The following is a 15,527-nucleotide window of genomic DNA, read 5'->3' on the forward strand; positions in this document are numbered from 1 at the left end:
GAACGGTTGTGCGGCTGCTAGAAGAGCGTGATGGGGTTGATGATGTCAGCAGTGATCGTCAGCAGGGTAAAAGCCCCACCGATCAGGATAACCGCGTACGTAACGGGCATCAGTTTGAAGTAGTCGACGTGCCCTGGATCGGGTCGCCCGAGCCGCGCGGCGAACCACGACCGGAGCCGCTCGAACCAGGCGATCGCGATGTGGCCACCGTCAAGGGGTAGCAGCGGCAGCAGGTTGAACACGCCAATAAAGAAGTTCAACGAGACGAACAGCAGGACAAAAACTTCCCACGCGCTGTGCTCGACGGCCTCGCCACCCAGGCGGCTGGCGCCGACGACGCTGATCGGGGTGTCGGCGTCGCGCGGCTCGCCGGTGATCGCGTCCCAGAGGGCCGGCACCTTCTGCGGGATCCGCTGAAGCGAATGCACCGTGTTGACGGCGAGGTCGCCGGTGAACTTGGCCGTCGCGGGGAACGCCTCGATCGGGTTGTGCTTGAGCATCACCGGCACGCCGGGCGGCGGGATGGGGCCGGACACGCCGAGGGCGCTCACGGCGGACACCGGGCCGTCGGGGTCGCTGACCGGCGGGCGCTGCACGGTGGCGAGGTTGACGTTGACCTGTTGCGCGGCGCCGTCGCGCTCGTAGTTGATCGGCACCCGCGAGCCCGCCGGGAGCTTGCGGATCTCGTTGACCAGGTCGGTGTAGGTCGCCACGGGGACGCCGTTGACCGCGGTGATCTTGTCGTCGTTCTGCAGGCCGGCCTGCTGGGCCGGGCTGGCCGGGTCGCCGGGGATGCAGTCGCGGTTGGTGGCCGTCGCGCCGACGATCACGCAGTTGGTGACGTTGACGTAGGCGGGCTGCGGGCCCTCGAGCGCCGGGTTGGGCAGGCCCATGAAGATGGCCGCGAACCAGAGCGTGACGATCGCCAGCAGGAAGTGGGTGATCGAGCCGGCGCTCATCACGACGGTGCGCTGCCAGAGCGGGAACCGCCACATGGCGCGCGGCTGGTCGGCGGGCTCGACGTCGTCGTCCTGCGGCGTCATGCCGACGATCTTGCAGAAGCCGCCGAGCGGGATGCCCTTGACGCCGTATTCGGTCTCGCCGCGCCGGAACGACCACAACGTCGGCCCGAAGCCGACGAAGTATTTGGTGACCTTCATGCCGAAGCGCTTGGCCGTGAGCATGTGCCCGGCTTCGTGCAGGCTGACCGATATCAGGATCGCAAGGGCGAAAGCCACCACCCCGGCCAGATACAGCATCAGGCTCCCCTCACCGCTGACCCGATCAGTTCCCGCGCCTGACCTCGGGCCCAGGTCTCCGCGGCGAGCACGTCATCGACGTTACCTGGTTCCGCGAAATCGGGCGCCGCGGTGAGAACCTGCTCCACGGTGTCCACTATGCCGAGGAACGGCAAGCGGCCCTGGGTGAACGCCGCCACACACTCCTCGTTGGCGGCGTTGTAGATCGCCGGTCGGCAGCATCCGGCCTCGCCGGCCGCCTTGGCCAGCGCGACCGCCGGGAACGCGGCGTCGTCGAGCGGCTCGAACGTCCAGGTGTTGGCCGTGCTCCAGTCGACCGGACGGGCCGCGTCGGCGACCCGGTCGGGCCAGCCGAGACCGAGCGAGATCGGTAGTCGCATGTCGGGCGGGCTCGCCTGCGCGATCGTCGACCCGTCGACGAACTCCACCATGGAGTGGATCACTGACTGTGGGTGCACGACGACTTCGATCCGGTCGTACGCGATGTCGAAGAGCTCGTGCGCCTCGATCACCTCGAGCGCCTTGTTGACCATGGTGGCCGAGTTGATCGTGACGACCGGCCCCATGTTCCAGGTGGGATGGGCCAGCGCCTCGTCGGGCGTGACCTCCGTCAGCTCGTCGCGCCGGCGGCCGCGGAACGGCCCGCCGCTGGCGGTGACGACGAGCTTGTGCACCTCGCGCTCGGCCCCGGCCCGCAGGCACTGGGCGAGCGCGGAGTGCTCGGAGTCGACCGGGACGAGCTGCCCCGGGCGGCTCACCGCGGCCTTCACGAGGTTGCCGCCGGCGATCAGGGACTCCTTGTTGGCCAGCGCCAGGGTGCGCCCGGCGCGCAGCGCGGCCAGCGTGGGCGCGAGCCCGAGCGAGCCCACCACGCCGTTGAGCACCAGGTCGGCCGGCCACTCCGCGAGCTCGGCCATGGCGTGCGGGCCGGCCAGGATCTTGGGGATGCGAAAGTCGCCGGTCGCGTAGCCCTTCTTGGCCGCCTCCGCGTAGAAGGCCAGCTGGAGGTCCTGCGCCGCCGAGGCCTTGGCCACACCGACCGCCTCGACACCCAGCTCGAGCGCCTGAGCGGCGAGCAGCGCGACGTTGCCGCCGCCGGCGCCGAGCGCGACGACCCGGAACCGGTCGGGGTTGCGGCGCACGATGTCGACCGCCTGGGTGCCGATCGACCCGGTGCTGCCGAGCAGGACGATCTCGCGCGGCGCGGTCATGCGGGTCTCCGGTGTGGTTGGGTCACTGGGCCATTCTCCCCTATCGGGGATCGGGGTCCGAAGTTGTCCACAGGCGGGTCCGATCTCCGTGCGGCAGGCCCTGCCGCTCCAGCAGGTCGGCCAGGTCGGCGCGGTCCTCCGGCGCGAGCGCGTCGACCGGGATCGGGAAGTACTGGTTCCGGCTCACCCAGAGCAGCAGGAGGTCGGGAAGCAGCGCCGCGCGCTCGATGGCCGACCAGCGCATGGCCGACGCCCCGTGTGCGGTCCGCGTGGTGATGCCGTCCTCGTCGATCTCGTACTCGATCTCCATCGCGGCGTAGTCCCGCTGCTGCCGGCGCACCGAGGCTTCGACCCAGGTGGGATAGGCCAGGCAGGCGAGGCCGAGCAGGATGATCACCACGTCGAGCACCGGGTCGCCGGGCAGTGCGATCACGCTGACCAGGCCCAGCGTCAGCACCACCGCACCCACCGCGTAGCAGGCGCGGAACGACCACCGCGAGACGTGCCGCAGGGCCGCGATCGGCCGCCGGCGGTCCGGCGGGGAGACGATGACGATACGCACCGAAGCAGGGTAGATGGGGTACGCCGTTCGCCGGTGTCCCGGTCGCCCGGTCAGTCGGGTGGCGCGGTCAGCCGGTAGGTGTCCAGCTCAACGCCTCCGTACCAGTCGCGCCGCTTGCCGATCGGCTCCATGCCGAGGCGGGTGGCGACCTTTACCGACGGGGTGTTGCCCTCCCGGATCACCGCATAGACCTCGGGCAGCCCGGCGGCGAACACCCGGTGGATGGCGGCGCGCGCGGCCTCGGTCGCGTAGCCGTGGCCCCAGGAGTCCGGGTGCAGGTGCCACCCGACCTCGATGTCGCCGGTCGGCTGCTGGTCGACACCCGGCAACGGCACGACCAGCACCGAGCCGGCGGTCTGGCCCGTGCCCCGGACGTCGACGGCCCAGATGCCGTACAGGCCGTCGGCGGACGCGCGGCTCCGCCACCGCCGGATCGCGCCGAGCGCCTCGTCCGCGCTCTCGATGGCCCGGGGTTGGGCGCCCAACCAGCGGGCGACCTCCCAGCGGGAGAGCATGTCGAAGACGCGCGCGACATCGGCGTCGCTCTCCGTCCACTGCCGAACGACCAGGCGATCCGTCTCGAAGACCGTCATGTCCAGGGATGTTAGGGAATGGCGGGCGCCCTTCCAGGGAAGGTGAGGGCATGGTCAAGGGGCTGCGAAGGGTGCTGCGCGCCGCGTTCGCGCCCCTGCGCGGCCGGGACCTGTCGCTGCACGCGGCAGCGATCACGTTCTACGGCGCGATCGCGATCGTGCCAGTGTCGCTGCTGGCGTTGTGGCTGACCGGCCTGGTGGCCGGAGCCGACCGGGTGCGCCGCCTGACCGGCTACGCCACCGACACCTTGCCCGCCTCCATCGGCGCCGACCGGGCGGCCGCGGCGCTGGTCGAGGCCGGCGTGACGCTGACACCGTGGCTGGCGCTGGCGGCCGTGCTGCCGGCGTCCCTGTACGGCGAAGGCCTCCGCCGGGCGTTCGTCTCGGTGGCGCGGCCCGACGCCGAGCGCCTGATCGGCTGGCGGGGCCGCCTGTTGCTGCTGCCGCTGCTGGCCCCGGCGCCGGCCCTGGTCCTGGCCACGCTGGCGTCGCTCCCCTACACGACGGGCCTGGTCCGCCGTGGCGGCTGGGCGCTGGCGCTGGGCGTGATCCTCTCGTTCCTGGCCGTCTGGCTGGTGCTGACGCCGGTACTGATCTGGGTCTACCGGATCGTGGGCCCGGGACGCCCGGACTGGCGCCCCACCTGCCTGGTCGCCTCGTTCACGGCAGCGAACCTCTCCGGCTTCCTGCACGGCTTCGTCCTGTTCACCTCCTTCCCGCTGGACCTGGGCGTCCCCTTCGGCGGCTTCGACGCTGTGGGGGCTGTGGTCGCGGTGCTGCTGTGGCTCTACCTGTTCCACGTGATCGTCCTGGCTGGGTATTCGGCGACGCTGGCGCTCAGCGACGCGCTCGCCGCTCGCCGCGCCGCGGCGGCGCCGCCAAGGGCGGAGTGACCGGAGCGTTGACGGACGCCAGCGGGCGAAGCAGGTCCGACGCGATCGGGTGCCGCCCGTCGCAACGGTCGCCGACAGACGGGTTGACCGGGCCGTGCCCCCGCTCCCACAAAACACAGCGGGCAACGCACCTCGGGCGGGATCGACGCGCCGCGACCTCACCACCGCCGCTGGGCAGGTGGCTGGCACACGGGTCCGGGCTGACGCCTCCCTAGGCCCATCGCGAGCGCGAAACCCCGTCAGCGGCCGCTGCCAGCCAACGCTTCTTCCTTGGCCGCCGTGGCCGGGTTGGGCTCCAGCTCGCGGATGCCGAACCGGCGGTAGATCGCGCCGAGCGGACCCGGCACCCACCAGTTCAGGCGGCCTAGTAGTCGCATCGTCGCCGGCACCAGCAGCAGCCGGACCAGGGTCGCGTCGACGATGATGGCCACGATCATGCCGACGCCGATCAACTTGATGAAGGCGATCCCGCCGCTCGCGAAGCCGGCCACCACCACGATCAGCAGAAGCGCGGCCGCCGTGATGATCCGGCCGGTGTGTTGGAGGCCCGAGGCCACCGACGCGGTGTTGTCGCCGGTGCGGTCCCATTCCTCGCGTACCCGGGACAGCAGGAACACCTCGTAGTCCGTCGCCAGTCCGAACAGGACGGCCAACATCAGGATCGGGTTGCTCGGCTCGATGAACCCGGTCGGCGTGAAGCCCAGGAAGTCGGACAAGTGCCCGTCCTGGAAGACCCAGACGACCACGCCGAACGAGGCGCCGATCGACACGAGGTTCATCAGCACCGCCTTGATCGGCAGCACGATCGAACCGAACGCCAGGAACAGCAGGATCAACGTCGCGGAGGCCATGATGAGCGCCATCCACGGCAGGTGCGCGATCAGGCTGTCGATCAGGTCGATGTCGGCCGCGGTGCGACCGCCGACCAGGACGTCGGTGCCCGCGGGCGCCGGCAGGTCGCGGATCGCGCGGACGACACCCTGCGCCGCGTCACCTGTCGACTCGCCCACGTAGGTCACGTTGAGCAGCGACGACGCGCCCTCCGACGCGGTCACCTGGACCCCGGCCACGTCGGGCAGCGCGGTGATGCTGGACGCCACCCGCTGCGCCTCGGCCTGACCGCCGCCCGAGACCAGCACCTCGATGGGCCCCACGGTGCCGCCCGCGAAGTCGGCGCTGATCGCGTCGGACACCGCGCGCGGCTCGGCGCCCGGCGGCAGCACCCGCTCGTCGAACCCGCCGAAGCTGATCCGCAGCACCGGCGACGCGAGCACGGCGAGGATGACGATGACGCCGGCGGCGTACACGATGGGTCGGCGCATCACGCTCCGCGCGATCCGCGCCCAGGCGCCGTCGCCGCCGGCGCGCTCCCGGCGCCGCCGCCAGGGCATCGGCACGCGTAGCGCGTTGATCCGAAGGCCGAGCACCGCGAGCAGGGCAGGTAGCGCCGTGAGCGCGGCCAGCATCGCGACCAGCACGGCCGCGAGACCACCGAAGCCCATCGAGCGGAGAAACGCCTGCGGGAAGATCAGCAGGCTGGCCAGGGCCAGCGCGATGGTCAACCCGGAGACCAGCACCGTGCGACCCGCGGTCGCCATCGTGCGGGCGATCGCGGCGGGCGGCTCGTGTCCACCGGCCAACTCCTCGCGGAACCGGCTGACGATGAACAGCGCGTAGTCGACCGCCATGCCGAGCCCGATCAACGTGATGATGTTGACCGCGAAGACGGACACGTCGGTGACCACGTTGATCAAGCGCACCACGACCAGCGAGCCGAGGATCGCGATGCCGCCGATCATCAACGGCGTGGCGGCCGCGGCCAGGCCGCCGAAGATCAGGATCAGCAGGACGAGCAGGACCGGCAGCGAGAAGGTCTCGGCCCGCGCCAGGTCAGCGCTGGTCTGCTTGTTGGCGTCGTGGAGGAACGGGACCGTCCCGCCCTGCTGGGTCGTGAGGCCCGGCGCGGCGAACGACGGCTCGATCTCCTCGTACGCCGTCGTCTTGGCATCCGGGTCCGTGGCCTTGAGCTGGACCATCGCGTAGGTGGCGTGGCGATCGGTCGAGACCAGCGCCGGCGACCGGGTGTCGTAGAAGCTGGTCACGCTCGCGACCTCGGGCAACGCGCGGACCTTGGCCAGCGTCGCGGTCACCGGGTCGCGGAACGCCGGGTCGTCGACGGCCGCCGTGCCGGACGAGTAGAGCACCAGCACGTCGACGTCCTGGTTGCCCAGCTCGGCGATCGTGCGCTCGCGGAACTGCGTCGACTCTGACCCGGGATCGTCGAACCCACCGCCGGTCAGCGCGCCGAACACCCCGCTGCCCCAGGCCGCGCCGAGCACGACCAGGACCGCCGCGGCCGCCAGCACGAGCCAGCGGAACCGGACCACCGCCCGCCCCCACCACGCGAACATGGATCCCCCCAGAGATCTGTGCAAAACTGACGAACAGCGTTAGGAAGATGAACGCCGTTAACTATGGCAACGGCGTTCTCAGCAGTCAAGGGGGTTCGCGATTGAGCGCGCCGACGCGGCGTGAACGCCTGCGCACCTCGACCCTCAACGAGATCAAGGCCGAGGCCCGTCGACTGCTGGTCACCGGCGGCCCGGACGCCATCTCCCTGCGCGCGATCGCCCGGGAGATGGGCATGACCGCGCCCGCCATCTATCGCTATTTCGACAGCCTCGACGCGCTGGTCGAGGCCCTCGCCGGCGATCTCTACCTTGAGATGTCCGAGGTCGTAGCCGCCGCCAAGCACGACGCCGGCGACGACCCGGTCGTCCAGATCAAGGCCATGGCCAGGGCGTTCCGCGACTGGTCGGTGGAGCATCCCGCCGAGTTCGCGCTCATCCTCGGCAGCCCGCTGCCGGGCATCGTCGCCTTCCAGGAGAGCTGCGACGAGGAGAACCATCCGGGCGTCGAGTTCGGCCGCCCGTTCATGGAGACGATCAACGCGCTCTGGATCCGCGAGCATTATCCGACGCCGCCGCGGTCCCTCATGGAGGAGCAACTCGCCGCCCACCTGGAGCCGCTGCGCGCCAGCCACGGCGACGAGGTGCCGCTCGAGGTCGCCTGGGCGTTCCTCAGTGGCTGGTCGCGGCTCTACGGCCTGGTCTCCATGGAGGTCTTCCACCACCTGCGCTGGGCGGTGTCCGACCCGGGCGCGCTCTTCGAGATGGAGCTGCACGCCTACGTCGATCAGTTCACGGGCCACGGCGACAAAAGCTGAGGCGTCCCGCGTACGTCGCTCGGCCGGTTTCTGTCGGCGCCCGCGCCCATAATGGTCCGGTCGATGCAGGCACGAGGGAGGGACCGGCCGTGACCAGCGAGCCAACCGTGACCGACCGTCCGGCGCAGGACTACGTCGCCATCAAGCGCACGGTGACGATGAGTTCGATCGCCGACATCGCGGACCGCATCCCGGACGTGTTCGCCTTCCTACGCGAGCGCGGCATCGCCCCAGCGGGCGCGCCGTTCCTCAAATACGACGTCATCGACATGGAAGCCGACCTGGTCATCGAGGCCGGCGTCCCGGTCAGCATGCCGGTGGCCGGCAGCGGCGAGATCTTCTCCGACGTCCTACCCGCGGGCCGCTACGCCACGGTCACCCACGTCGGCCACCCGGACGAGCTCGTCGAGGTCACCGGCAACTTCCTGAGCTGGGCCCACGGGCGCGACCTGGAGTTCGACCGCCACGACTCCCCCGCGGGCGACGTCTGGCGCTGCCGGCTGGAGATCTACCACTCGAACCCGCTCGAGGTGGCCATCGACAAGTGGGAGACGGAGCTAGCCTTCCTACTCCGCTGACCCGGGCGGCGCTTGGCTGGCGCCAGCGCGCCGCTGGTAGGCGTCGGGCCGTGCCGCGCACCCGGGCACGGCCCGCAGTGGGACGACGCCGGCACGCCGCTGCCAGCCCTCGTGCCGTACCGCGCACCGCGGGGCACGGCCGTGGTTGGACGGCGCCGGCAGTTCGCGGGCGCCGGGCCCAGCAGCGATCAGGCGGTGGGCGCGGCGGCTTCCGGCTTGTCGCTCTCCGCGTCGGGTGCGGCCTCGCCGACCCGGCGCGCGCGGATCTGGTGCCCGACGCCCGTCAGGCAGCGCCCGCTCGGCAGGTCGAAGCGCCACCCGTGCAGCTGGCACTGCAGCGTGTCCCCGTCGACGATGCCGAAGCGGCTCAGGTCGGCCTTCAGGTGCGGGCAGCGGCGCTGCACCACCCAGTCGCCGAGCGTGATGTCCTCGGCGTCGGTGGTGCGCTCGTGCTCGTCGTACCAGCCCTCCGCGTACTGCAGTCGCTCCTCGGACAGGCACTTGAAGAACGCGTAGACGAACTCGTTGTACTGGCCGATCCGGGCCGCCGAGAAGCGGCAGGAGAGGAACAGCGAGTTGACCCAGTCGACCTCGTCGATGAAAAGGAGGTGTTCGACCAGCGCACGCTCGGTGCGGAAGCGGTAGCGGACCTTCTCGTCCGCGTACCGCCGGACCTCCTTGCCCGGGAAGTCGACGACGATCGACTCGACCGAGTCACCGTCGTAGCCGACCAGGTCGAAGCGGACCGGACCCCCGACGCCCTTGGCCAGGTAGATCGACTCCTCGAGGAGCGGCTCGATCCGCCGCTTCATCTCCTTGAGGACGTCGATCTCGGGGTGCCGCCACGAGGCCTTCTCGGCCTCGATGATCGGCCGCTTGCGCTCGCGCATCTCCTCGAGGTGGGCGGCCTTGTTGGCGAAGAACTCGTCGACGTCGGTCGGGTGCGTCGTCTCGATCGAAGACGTGGTGATCTCCGCGACCGAACCAGGCAGGAGGACGATGCCGTTGGTGCCGCCGACCTTGGCGTACTCCTTCATGAAGACCGACTGGTCCGGGAAGATGTTGCCTTCGTCGCCGAAGATGTCGTTGAACTTCCACAGCTCGTCGTCGAGGAAGCACGGCGGCCCGGCGATCGGGAAGACGTGCGACGCCTTCAGGTCGTCGATGTAGCGCCACGTCCGGTCGAACTGCCGGTCGCGCTTCTGCTTGCCGAACGCGGCCTTGGCGGCCTGCGGGAGCTCGTAGACCATCGGGTACCAGATCGCGCCCGAGAACTGCAGCATGTGCGCGTGCACGTGGCCGAGCGCCTCGAACGTCGACAGGTCGGTCGGCCGCGCGTCGTTCTGGTTGAGCAGCCGGACGCCGTCGTACTCGACCCACAGCGACGAGTCACCGATCGGCCCGTCCGTCGGCGACGTCAGCGCCTGGATCATGATCTTCAGACCGCCGTCGAGCTCGACGACCTCCTCCGACACGGTCTTGATGAAGTCGGTGAAGCCCAGCTCGCGCAGCTCGTCCTCAAGCTCGCTGGTCGGGTACTCCGGCAGCAGCACCCGCGCCTTCTTCGAGACGAAGCGCTTCAGGTGCGCGGCGTCGAAGTGGTCGCGGTGCAGGTGGCTCAGGTACAGGTAGTCGACCTGCCCGAGCGTCTCCCAGTCGAGCTGCGAGTTGTCGGGAAAGGGGAACCACGAGGCGAAGTACGCGGGATTGACCCAGGGGTCACACAGGATGCTCCCCGCCGGGGTCTCGATCCGCATGCTGGCGTGTCCCGTCCCGATCACTCGCACGGCAGCAAACCCCCAAGATCAAAAGCTCGTCAGGTACGGCGAAAACGCTACCCGACGAGCCGGGGTGCCCGATCCTCGACGCCACGGGTCTGCCACACTGATCTCCGCATACGCCCGAGGGAGGAGCCACGAGGTGGCAGAGCACGAGCCGGTCATCGCCCCTGACCAGAGGAAGCCTGGCCACCGCCGGTCCGGCCGGATCGGTGCGATCGGCGTCGCCATCGCGCTGGTGCTGATGCAGTTCTGCAACAACGAGGTCACCGGCGTGGAGCGCATCTGGCTCAACGGCATCGCCGCCGCCCTCGTCCTCGCCGTCATCGGCGACGCGGTCCTCCGCCGCAACGGCCTCCGCTCCTGACCAACAGGCGGTCCGGCCGCACGACCACCACCGCCGAAGGCGGCGAGGCAAGGTCCTGACCGCGAGCGGCCAAAGTTCGAACGGTTCCGCGTGAGCACGACCGCGCCTCGGCAGCGGTCACAGACCAGGAACCACGATTTCCCGGGTCCGCCGGGGGCGCGACCGTCGCTCCCGCCGGACACCGCTCGCTCCGCGTCGCTGCCAGGCCCGCGTCACGCAACCATTCCCTTGATCGGGTCAACTGGCACCACATCGGAGACGACTCCGTCGAGACGGTCAGACCGCTCGGTGCGGGCGCCCAAAGAAAAGCGTCCCGCCCGCCGAACGCGGCGGACGGGACGTCAACAAAGCTCAGAACCTCAACGCCGCCGAACGATGTCGCGGACCTCCATCAACGCCTGCTCCACCTCGGCCTCGAAGTAGCCACCCGGAACCAGCCCGAACTGCGCCGCGTCGAAGTCGGCGTCCGTCGTCGGGATCGGGCCGCGACCGGTCATCCCGGTCAGCACATCCTCGAAGAACCGGTCCACCTGCATCGGGTCGTACCCGCTGCCGAACCGCCGCACCTGGAACGACCGCCGCATCTGGTCGACGCGCGCCAGATCGCTGCCGGGCGGGCCCATCAACGGCGGACCACCCGGGCCGGGCGCGCCACCCATCGCAAGCCCGGGCCCGCCACCCATGCCGGGGCCGGGCCCCATCGCCGGACCACCGCCACCGCCCGGGCCGCCCGGCCCGCCACGGCCCAGGTCGCCCCGCTCGGGCATCCGGATCTCCGCCGTCATGTCCATCCGACCACGCCGCCCGGGCTGCTCCGGCGCGTCGTAGTCGTCGTCCGGCGGGAACCCGCCACTCCGCATCGCCGGCGCACCGCCACCCATCGGCGGGCCACCGGGACCGTCATAACCACGCGGCGGCCCATCCGGACCGTCATAACCACGCGGCGGCCCATCCGGACCGTCGTACCCGCGCGGCGGCCCATCCGGACCGTCGTAACCGCGCGGCGGCGCCTCGAACCCGCCGTACGGCGGCGGCGGTCCGGGACGCGCGTAGGGGTCGTTGTTGGGAACGGGCCGGGTCGGCAGCGGTCCGCCGCCTCCCATCGCCGCGGGACGCCGCTCCGGCGGGCCGAAAGCGCCCGGCGGCGGCGCCGCGATCGGCGGACCCATGCGGTCCGGGGGGCCCATCCAGTCCGGCGGGCCGCCCATGCCGGGGGCACCGGGCGGGCCGAGGGGTCCGGACGGACCCATCCGGTCCGGCAGGCCCATCCGGTCGGGGCCGCTGAAGCGCCCGTTGCGCTCCTCGAGCTCGCCGACCTGGCGCTCCACGCGGTCGAGGTGCAGGTCGACCTGCCACTCGTCGTACCCGCCGAACCGGACCCGGAAGACGACGTCGTGGACCTCCTGCGCACCGACCGGCGCGCCGACGGGCTCACCGGCGAGGGTCGCCTCGACACGGTCGAGGAAGGCGTCGACCTCGTCGACCTTGTAGCCGCGACGCAGCGCACGACGGCGGAATCGTTGACCCTGGCTCGCCACTATGTCTCCTGGTTAGTTCGCTCGGCCGCGGCCCCGAACGCGGTCATGTCGTCGTCACCTCGGCCGCCGCGAGCTGCCCGCACGCGCCGTCAATCTCGCGACCCCTGGTGTCACGCACCGTAGTCGACACGCCCGCCGCGCGCAGCCTCCGGACGAACTCGCGTTCGACGGGCTTGGCGCTGGCGTCCCACCGGCTGCCCGGAGTCGGGTTCAGCGGGATGAGGTTGACGTGCGCCAGCCGCCCGGCCAGCAGACGGCCGAGCAGATCGGCTCGCCAGGGCTGGTCGTTCACGTCCTTGATCATGGCGTATTCGACGGAAACACGGCGCCCCGTGCGATCCGCGTAGTGCCACGCGGCATCGAGCACCTCGGCCACCTTCCACCGTTGGTTGACCGGCACCAGTTCATCGCGCAGATCATCATCGGGCGCGTGCAGCGACAGCGCAAGAGTCACCTGCAGGTCTTCGTCGGCGAGCTTGCGCATCGCCGGCACCAGCCCGACCGTGGAGATCGTGATGTGCCGCTGCGACAGGCCGAGGCCCTCGGGAGCCGGCGAGGTCAACCGCCGCACGGCCGCGAGCACCCGGTTGTAGTTGGCCAGCGGCTCGCCCATGCCCATGAACACCACGTGCGACAGCCGCGGCGGCGACCCGGCGACCGCGCCCGACGCGGCGACACCGGCGAGATAGACCGCCTGGTCGACGATCTCCGCGGTGGACAGGTTGCGGGTCAGCCCGGCCTGACCGGTCGCGCAGAACGGACACGCCATGCCGCAGCCCGCCTGGCTGGAGATGCAGACGGTGACCCGGTCGGGATAGCCCATCAGCACGCTCTCGACCAGCGAACCGTCGTGCAGCCGCCACAACGCCTTGCGCGTGGCGCCGTCGTCGCAGGCCATCTCGCGTACCGGCGTCAACAACCGCGGCAACAGGTCGCCCGCGATCTTCGCGCGGCTGGCCGCCGGCAGGTCGGTCATCGCGTCGGGGTCACGCACCAGCCGCCCGAAGTAATGCGTCGACAGTTGCCGCGCACGAAACTTGGGCTCACCGAGCGCGACCAACGCCTCTTCGCGGGCGGACACATCAAGATCGGCAAGGTGTCGCGGCGGCATGGCCGGCCGCCGCCCGGCGGAAGCGGCCTCCGACTGAACAATGGGCAAGCTCGTCATGGCGGCTCCAGTCTCCCACGACTGTTCGATCACCTTCACCTGCCCGGGTGCCAGAACAAAAACGAGAAGATCAAAAGCCGATTCATCGACGCACGTCCGTCGTGGGCACGACCGCTCGCTCCCGCGCGCACCGCTCGCTCCGCTTCGCTGCCGGGTCCGCGTACCAAGCGGTTCTTTATGCGAATTCGCCCTAGGGTCCGGATATGCGACGTCGGAAGTGACGCGAGGGGTACGGCGCGGATATACGGAGAGCGAATAGCCCATCCACCGAATTCGACATGTGAGCCCCGGCACGACCCTTCAGCGACGTATCCGAAACGTCGCTTTACCCACCCATCGTCGCCAGCGATAGGCAATGACCTAACTCACGCCCACGCCGCTCGCTCAATGGGCCAGCCGCCGCGAAGAGGTCGCTGATCACGGTCATCGGCCCCAGTCGGATCCGAGCCCGCGCAGTCCGCCATGGGCGGCGGTCAGTGGGCTGAGAGGACCGCATTCGGAGCGCTCGGCGAGCAGTGCGACCCGTCAGCGGACCGGAGCGAAGATCGACAGCAACAGGTAAGCCGTCGGCACCGCGAACAGGATCGAGTCGAGGCGGTCCATCAGGCCGCCGTGGCCCGGGAGCAGGCGGCTCATGTCCTTGACGCCCAGGTCGCGCTTGAGCATCGACTCGCCGAGGTCGCCGAGCACCGCTGCCACGCTGATGGCCGCGCCGATCAGCGCGCCCCACCAGAAGTCGACGTTGAGCAGGAAGTAGCAGCTGATCGCCGAGCCGATCGCCGCCGCGACCAACGAGCCGCCGAAGCCCTCCCAGGACTTCTTCGGGCTGATCGTGGGCGCCATCGGATGGCGCCCGAGGAAGACCCCGGCCGCGTAGCCGCCGGTGTCGGAGAGCACCACCCCGATCAGCACGACCAGGACCCGGTCGGCGCCGTCCGGCGGCACCGCGAGCAGCGCCGCGAACCCCGCCAGGAACGGCACGTAGACGGCTATCAGGGTGGACGCGGTCAGGTCGCGTCTGAAGCCTTTCGGGCCGTCGGCCAGCCGCCACACCGTCGCGGCCAGCAGGGTCGCCACCAGACCGAGGAGCAGGGCGTCCGCGCCCGCGTACCAGGCCAAGCCGACCATCAGCACCCCGCCCGCGATCAGCGGGATCGTCGGCGCGTGCGAGTTGACCTCGCGCAGGGCGCGACTGACCTCCCAGATGCCGACCGCGACCGCGAGCGCGAGGACGCCGAGGAAGGCCGGCTTGTAGGCGTACAGCGAGACGAGCAGGACCGCGCCGAGGGTGAGCCCGACGCCGATCGCGGCCGGAAGGTTGCGGCCGGCGCGGCTGGTCTTCTGCACGGTCGGGGGCCGGCCCGGGCCGGCGCGGCGCTTGCCGGGGCCGGGGCGGCGGGGCGGTGTGGCGTCCGCGTCGCCGGGGTCCGCGGCGTCGGCGCTGTCACGGGGGCGGCGGTCGGGGCGCGGCGTGACCTGCGGCAGCTGGGCGGTATCGGCGGCGAACCCGTTGGTGTCCCGGCCCGGCTCGGTCTCCGGCACCGGCTGGGTCGGCCCCGCCCAGCCCGGGACCTCGAGGTTCGCCTGGAAGCCGCGGTCGTAGTCATCGGGCGCGGCACCGGAGTGCCGCGCCCAATGCGGATCAACGCTCGAATAAGGGTCGGAGTAGGACATCAGCCCACAACCGGGCCCGCCGTTGAACGCCGCATGTCGCCGAGCCCCCCTTCGTCTATCGATCTCCTGACCAGGAGGAATCGTGCCGAGCCTACTGCACCTCCGGCAACCTTCCGCTCAGACCTCGAGCAGCTCGGTCTCCTTGTGCTTGAGGAGCTCATCGATCTGTGTGACGTACCGGTGGGTCAGGTCGTCCAGTTCCTTCTCGGCCCGACGACCTTCGTCTTCCCCGGTCTCGCCGTCTTTCACCAGGCGGTCCAGCTCTTCCTTCGCCTTGCGCCGGACGTTGCGTACCGCAACCTTGGCCTCTTCGGCCTTGTGCCGCGCGACCTTGATCATGTCGCGGCGCCGCTCCTCGGTCATCTGCGGGAGCACGATGCGCAGCTGGGTGCCCTCGTTGTTGGGGTTGACCCCGAGGTCCGAGTCGCGGATCGCCTTCTCCATCGCACCGAGCTGCGAGTTGTCGTACGGCTTGATGATCGCCATCCGCGGCTCCGGCGTGCCGACCGACGCCATCTGGGTCAGCGGAGTCGGGGTGCCGTAGTAGTCGATGATGATCTTGGAGAACATCGCCGCGTTGGCCCGTCCGGTGCGGATCGCGGCGAACTCTTCCTTGGCGTGGCTGACCGCGCCATCCATCTTCTCCTCGGCTTCGAGGAGTGTGTCGTCGATCACCGGGT

General features: G+C 70.5%; 14 protein-coding genes. 4 read left to right on the forward strand and 10 right to left on the reverse strand.

All coding sequences use genetic code 11. The features are described from left to right. Positions 1–17: 17 nt before the first annotated feature. Genes AB0H87_RS00085 through AB0H87_RS00100 form a run of 4 tightly spaced genes read right to left on the reverse strand, consistent with a single transcriptional unit; the run spans position 18 to position 3,625 of the window. A complete protein-coding gene (locus tag AB0H87_RS00085) occupies positions 18–1,259 on the reverse strand; it encodes a site-2 protease family protein (protein WP_360136945.1) in 1,242 nt (413 codons plus the stop codon). Beyond that, positions 1,259–2,470 carry a 1-deoxy-D-xylulose-5-phosphate reductoisomerase gene (gene dxr / locus AB0H87_RS00090; protein WP_360136948.1) on the reverse strand — a complete coding sequence of 404 codons (1,212 nt, stop codon included), beginning with the start codon at positions 2,468–2,470 and terminating at the stop codon, positions 1,259–1,261. Before dxr ends, AB0H87_RS00085 begins: the two co-directional genes overlap by 1 nt. Positions 2,471–2,510: 40 nt before the next feature. Continuing rightward, positions 2,511–3,032 (reverse strand): YcxB family protein, encoded by a 522-nt coding sequence (locus AB0H87_RS00095; protein ID WP_360136951.1) that lies wholly within the window; start codon positions 3,030–3,032, stop codon positions 2,511–2,513. 50 nt (positions 3,033–3,082) lie between these two features. Next, positions 3,083–3,625: a GNAT family N-acetyltransferase gene (locus AB0H87_RS00100; RefSeq protein ID WP_360136954.1), complete on the reverse strand. Its 543-nt coding sequence runs from the start codon at positions 3,623–3,625 to the stop codon at positions 3,083–3,085. 50 nt (positions 3,626–3,675) lie between these two features. Here AB0H87_RS00100 and AB0H87_RS00105 point away from each other — a divergent pair, with 50 nt between their 5' ends. Next, the gene (locus tag AB0H87_RS00105; RefSeq protein ID WP_360136957.1) at positions 3,676–4,518 is read left to right on the forward strand and encodes a YhjD/YihY/BrkB family envelope integrity protein; all 843 of its coding nucleotides are present in this window, start codon (positions 3,676–3,678) and stop codon (positions 4,516–4,518) included. 239 nt (positions 4,519–4,757) lie between these two features. On the opposite strand, the gene AB0H87_RS00110 is transcribed toward AB0H87_RS00105, so the two are convergent. Continuing rightward, positions 4,758–6,929: an MMPL family transporter gene (locus AB0H87_RS00110; RefSeq protein ID WP_360136960.1), complete on the reverse strand. Its 2,172-nt coding sequence runs from the start codon at positions 6,927–6,929 to the stop codon at positions 4,758–4,760. 101 nt (positions 6,930–7,030) lie between these two features. Here AB0H87_RS00110 and AB0H87_RS00115 point away from each other — a divergent pair, with 101 nt between their 5' ends. Continuing rightward, positions 7,031–7,744 carry a TetR/AcrR family transcriptional regulator gene (locus AB0H87_RS00115; protein ID WP_360136963.1) on the forward strand — a complete coding sequence of 238 codons (714 nt, stop codon included), beginning with the start codon at positions 7,031–7,033 and terminating at the stop codon, positions 7,742–7,744. 89 nt (positions 7,745–7,833) lie between these two features. Further along, on the forward strand, positions 7,834–8,322 hold the full coding sequence (locus AB0H87_RS00120) for a GyrI-like domain-containing protein (protein ID WP_360136966.1): 489 nt from the start codon (positions 7,834–7,836) through the stop codon (positions 8,320–8,322). A gap of 188 nt (positions 8,323–8,510) precedes the next feature. Here AB0H87_RS00120 and AB0H87_RS00125 read toward each other — a convergent pair whose 3' ends face one another. Continuing rightward, positions 8,511–10,109 carry a Rieske 2Fe-2S domain-containing protein gene (locus tag AB0H87_RS00125; protein WP_360136969.1) on the reverse strand — a complete coding sequence of 533 codons (1,599 nt, stop codon included), beginning with the start codon at positions 10,107–10,109 and terminating at the stop codon, positions 8,511–8,513. A 133-nt stretch (positions 10,110–10,242) separates the two neighbouring features. Here AB0H87_RS00125 and AB0H87_RS00130 point away from each other — a divergent pair, with 133 nt between their 5' ends. Continuing rightward, positions 10,243–10,467 (forward strand): hypothetical protein, encoded by a 225-nt coding sequence (locus tag AB0H87_RS00130; RefSeq protein WP_360136972.1) that lies wholly within the window; start codon positions 10,243–10,245, stop codon positions 10,465–10,467. Positions 10,468–10,826: 359 nt separating this feature from the next. Here AB0H87_RS00130 and AB0H87_RS00135 read toward each other — a convergent pair whose 3' ends face one another. The 4 genes from AB0H87_RS00135 to frr form a co-directional block, all read right to left on the reverse strand. Then, positions 10,827–12,005 carry a DivIVA domain-containing protein gene (locus tag AB0H87_RS00135; RefSeq protein WP_360136975.1) on the reverse strand — a complete coding sequence of 393 codons (1,179 nt, stop codon included), beginning with the start codon at positions 12,003–12,005 and terminating at the stop codon, positions 10,827–10,829. Positions 12,006–12,048: 43 nt separating this feature from the next. Beyond that, entirely contained in the window at positions 12,049–13,173 is a 1,125-nt protein-coding gene (rlmN, locus tag AB0H87_RS00140) for a 23S rRNA (adenine(2503)-C(2))-methyltransferase RlmN (protein WP_360137155.1), read from the reverse strand. 525 nt (positions 13,174–13,698) lie between these two features. Then, positions 13,699–14,847, reverse strand: coding sequence for a phosphatidate cytidylyltransferase (locus tag AB0H87_RS00145; RefSeq protein WP_360136978.1), 1,149 nt, complete (start codon positions 14,845–14,847; stop codon positions 13,699–13,701). 117 nt (positions 14,848–14,964) lie between these two features. Then, positions 14,965–15,522, reverse strand: coding sequence for a ribosome recycling factor (frr, locus tag AB0H87_RS00150; protein WP_360136981.1), 558 nt, complete (start codon positions 15,520–15,522; stop codon positions 14,965–14,967). Positions 15,523–15,527: the final 5 nt, after the last annotated feature.

The organism is Asanoa sp. NPDC050611 (genome assembly GCF_040654855.1).
In the GTDB taxonomy this organism is placed as follows: Bacteria; Actinomycetota; Actinomycetes; order Mycobacteriales; family Micromonosporaceae; genus Asanoa.

Excerpts from the sequence above, each read along its gene's own strand:
- AB0H87_RS00100 (WP_360136954.1), bottom strand. The coding sequence starts at position 3,625 with ATGACGGTCTTCGAGACGGATCGCCTGGTCGTTCGGCAGTGGACGGAG.
- rlmN (WP_360137155.1), bottom strand. The coding sequence starts at position 13,173 with ATGACGAGCTTGCCCATTGTTCAGTCGGAGGCCGCTTCCGCCGGGCGG.
- AB0H87_RS00145 (WP_360136978.1), bottom strand. The coding sequence starts at position 14,847 with ATGTCCTACTCCGACCCTTATTCGAGCGTTGATCCGCATTGGGCGCGG.
- dxr (WP_360136948.1), bottom strand. The coding sequence starts at position 2,470 with ATGACCGCGCCGCGCGAGATCGTCCTGCTCGGCAGCACCGGGTCGATC.
- AB0H87_RS00085 (WP_360136945.1), bottom strand. The coding sequence starts at position 1,259 with ATGCTGTATCTGGCCGGGGTGGTGGCTTTCGCCCTTGCGATCCTGATA.
- AB0H87_RS00105 (WP_360136957.1), top strand. The coding sequence starts at position 3,676 with ATGGTCAAGGGGCTGCGAAGGGTGCTGCGCGCCGCGTTCGCGCCCCTG.
- AB0H87_RS00110 (WP_360136960.1), bottom strand. The coding sequence starts at position 6,929 with ATGTTCGCGTGGTGGGGGCGGGCGGTGGTCCGGTTCCGCTGGCTCGTG.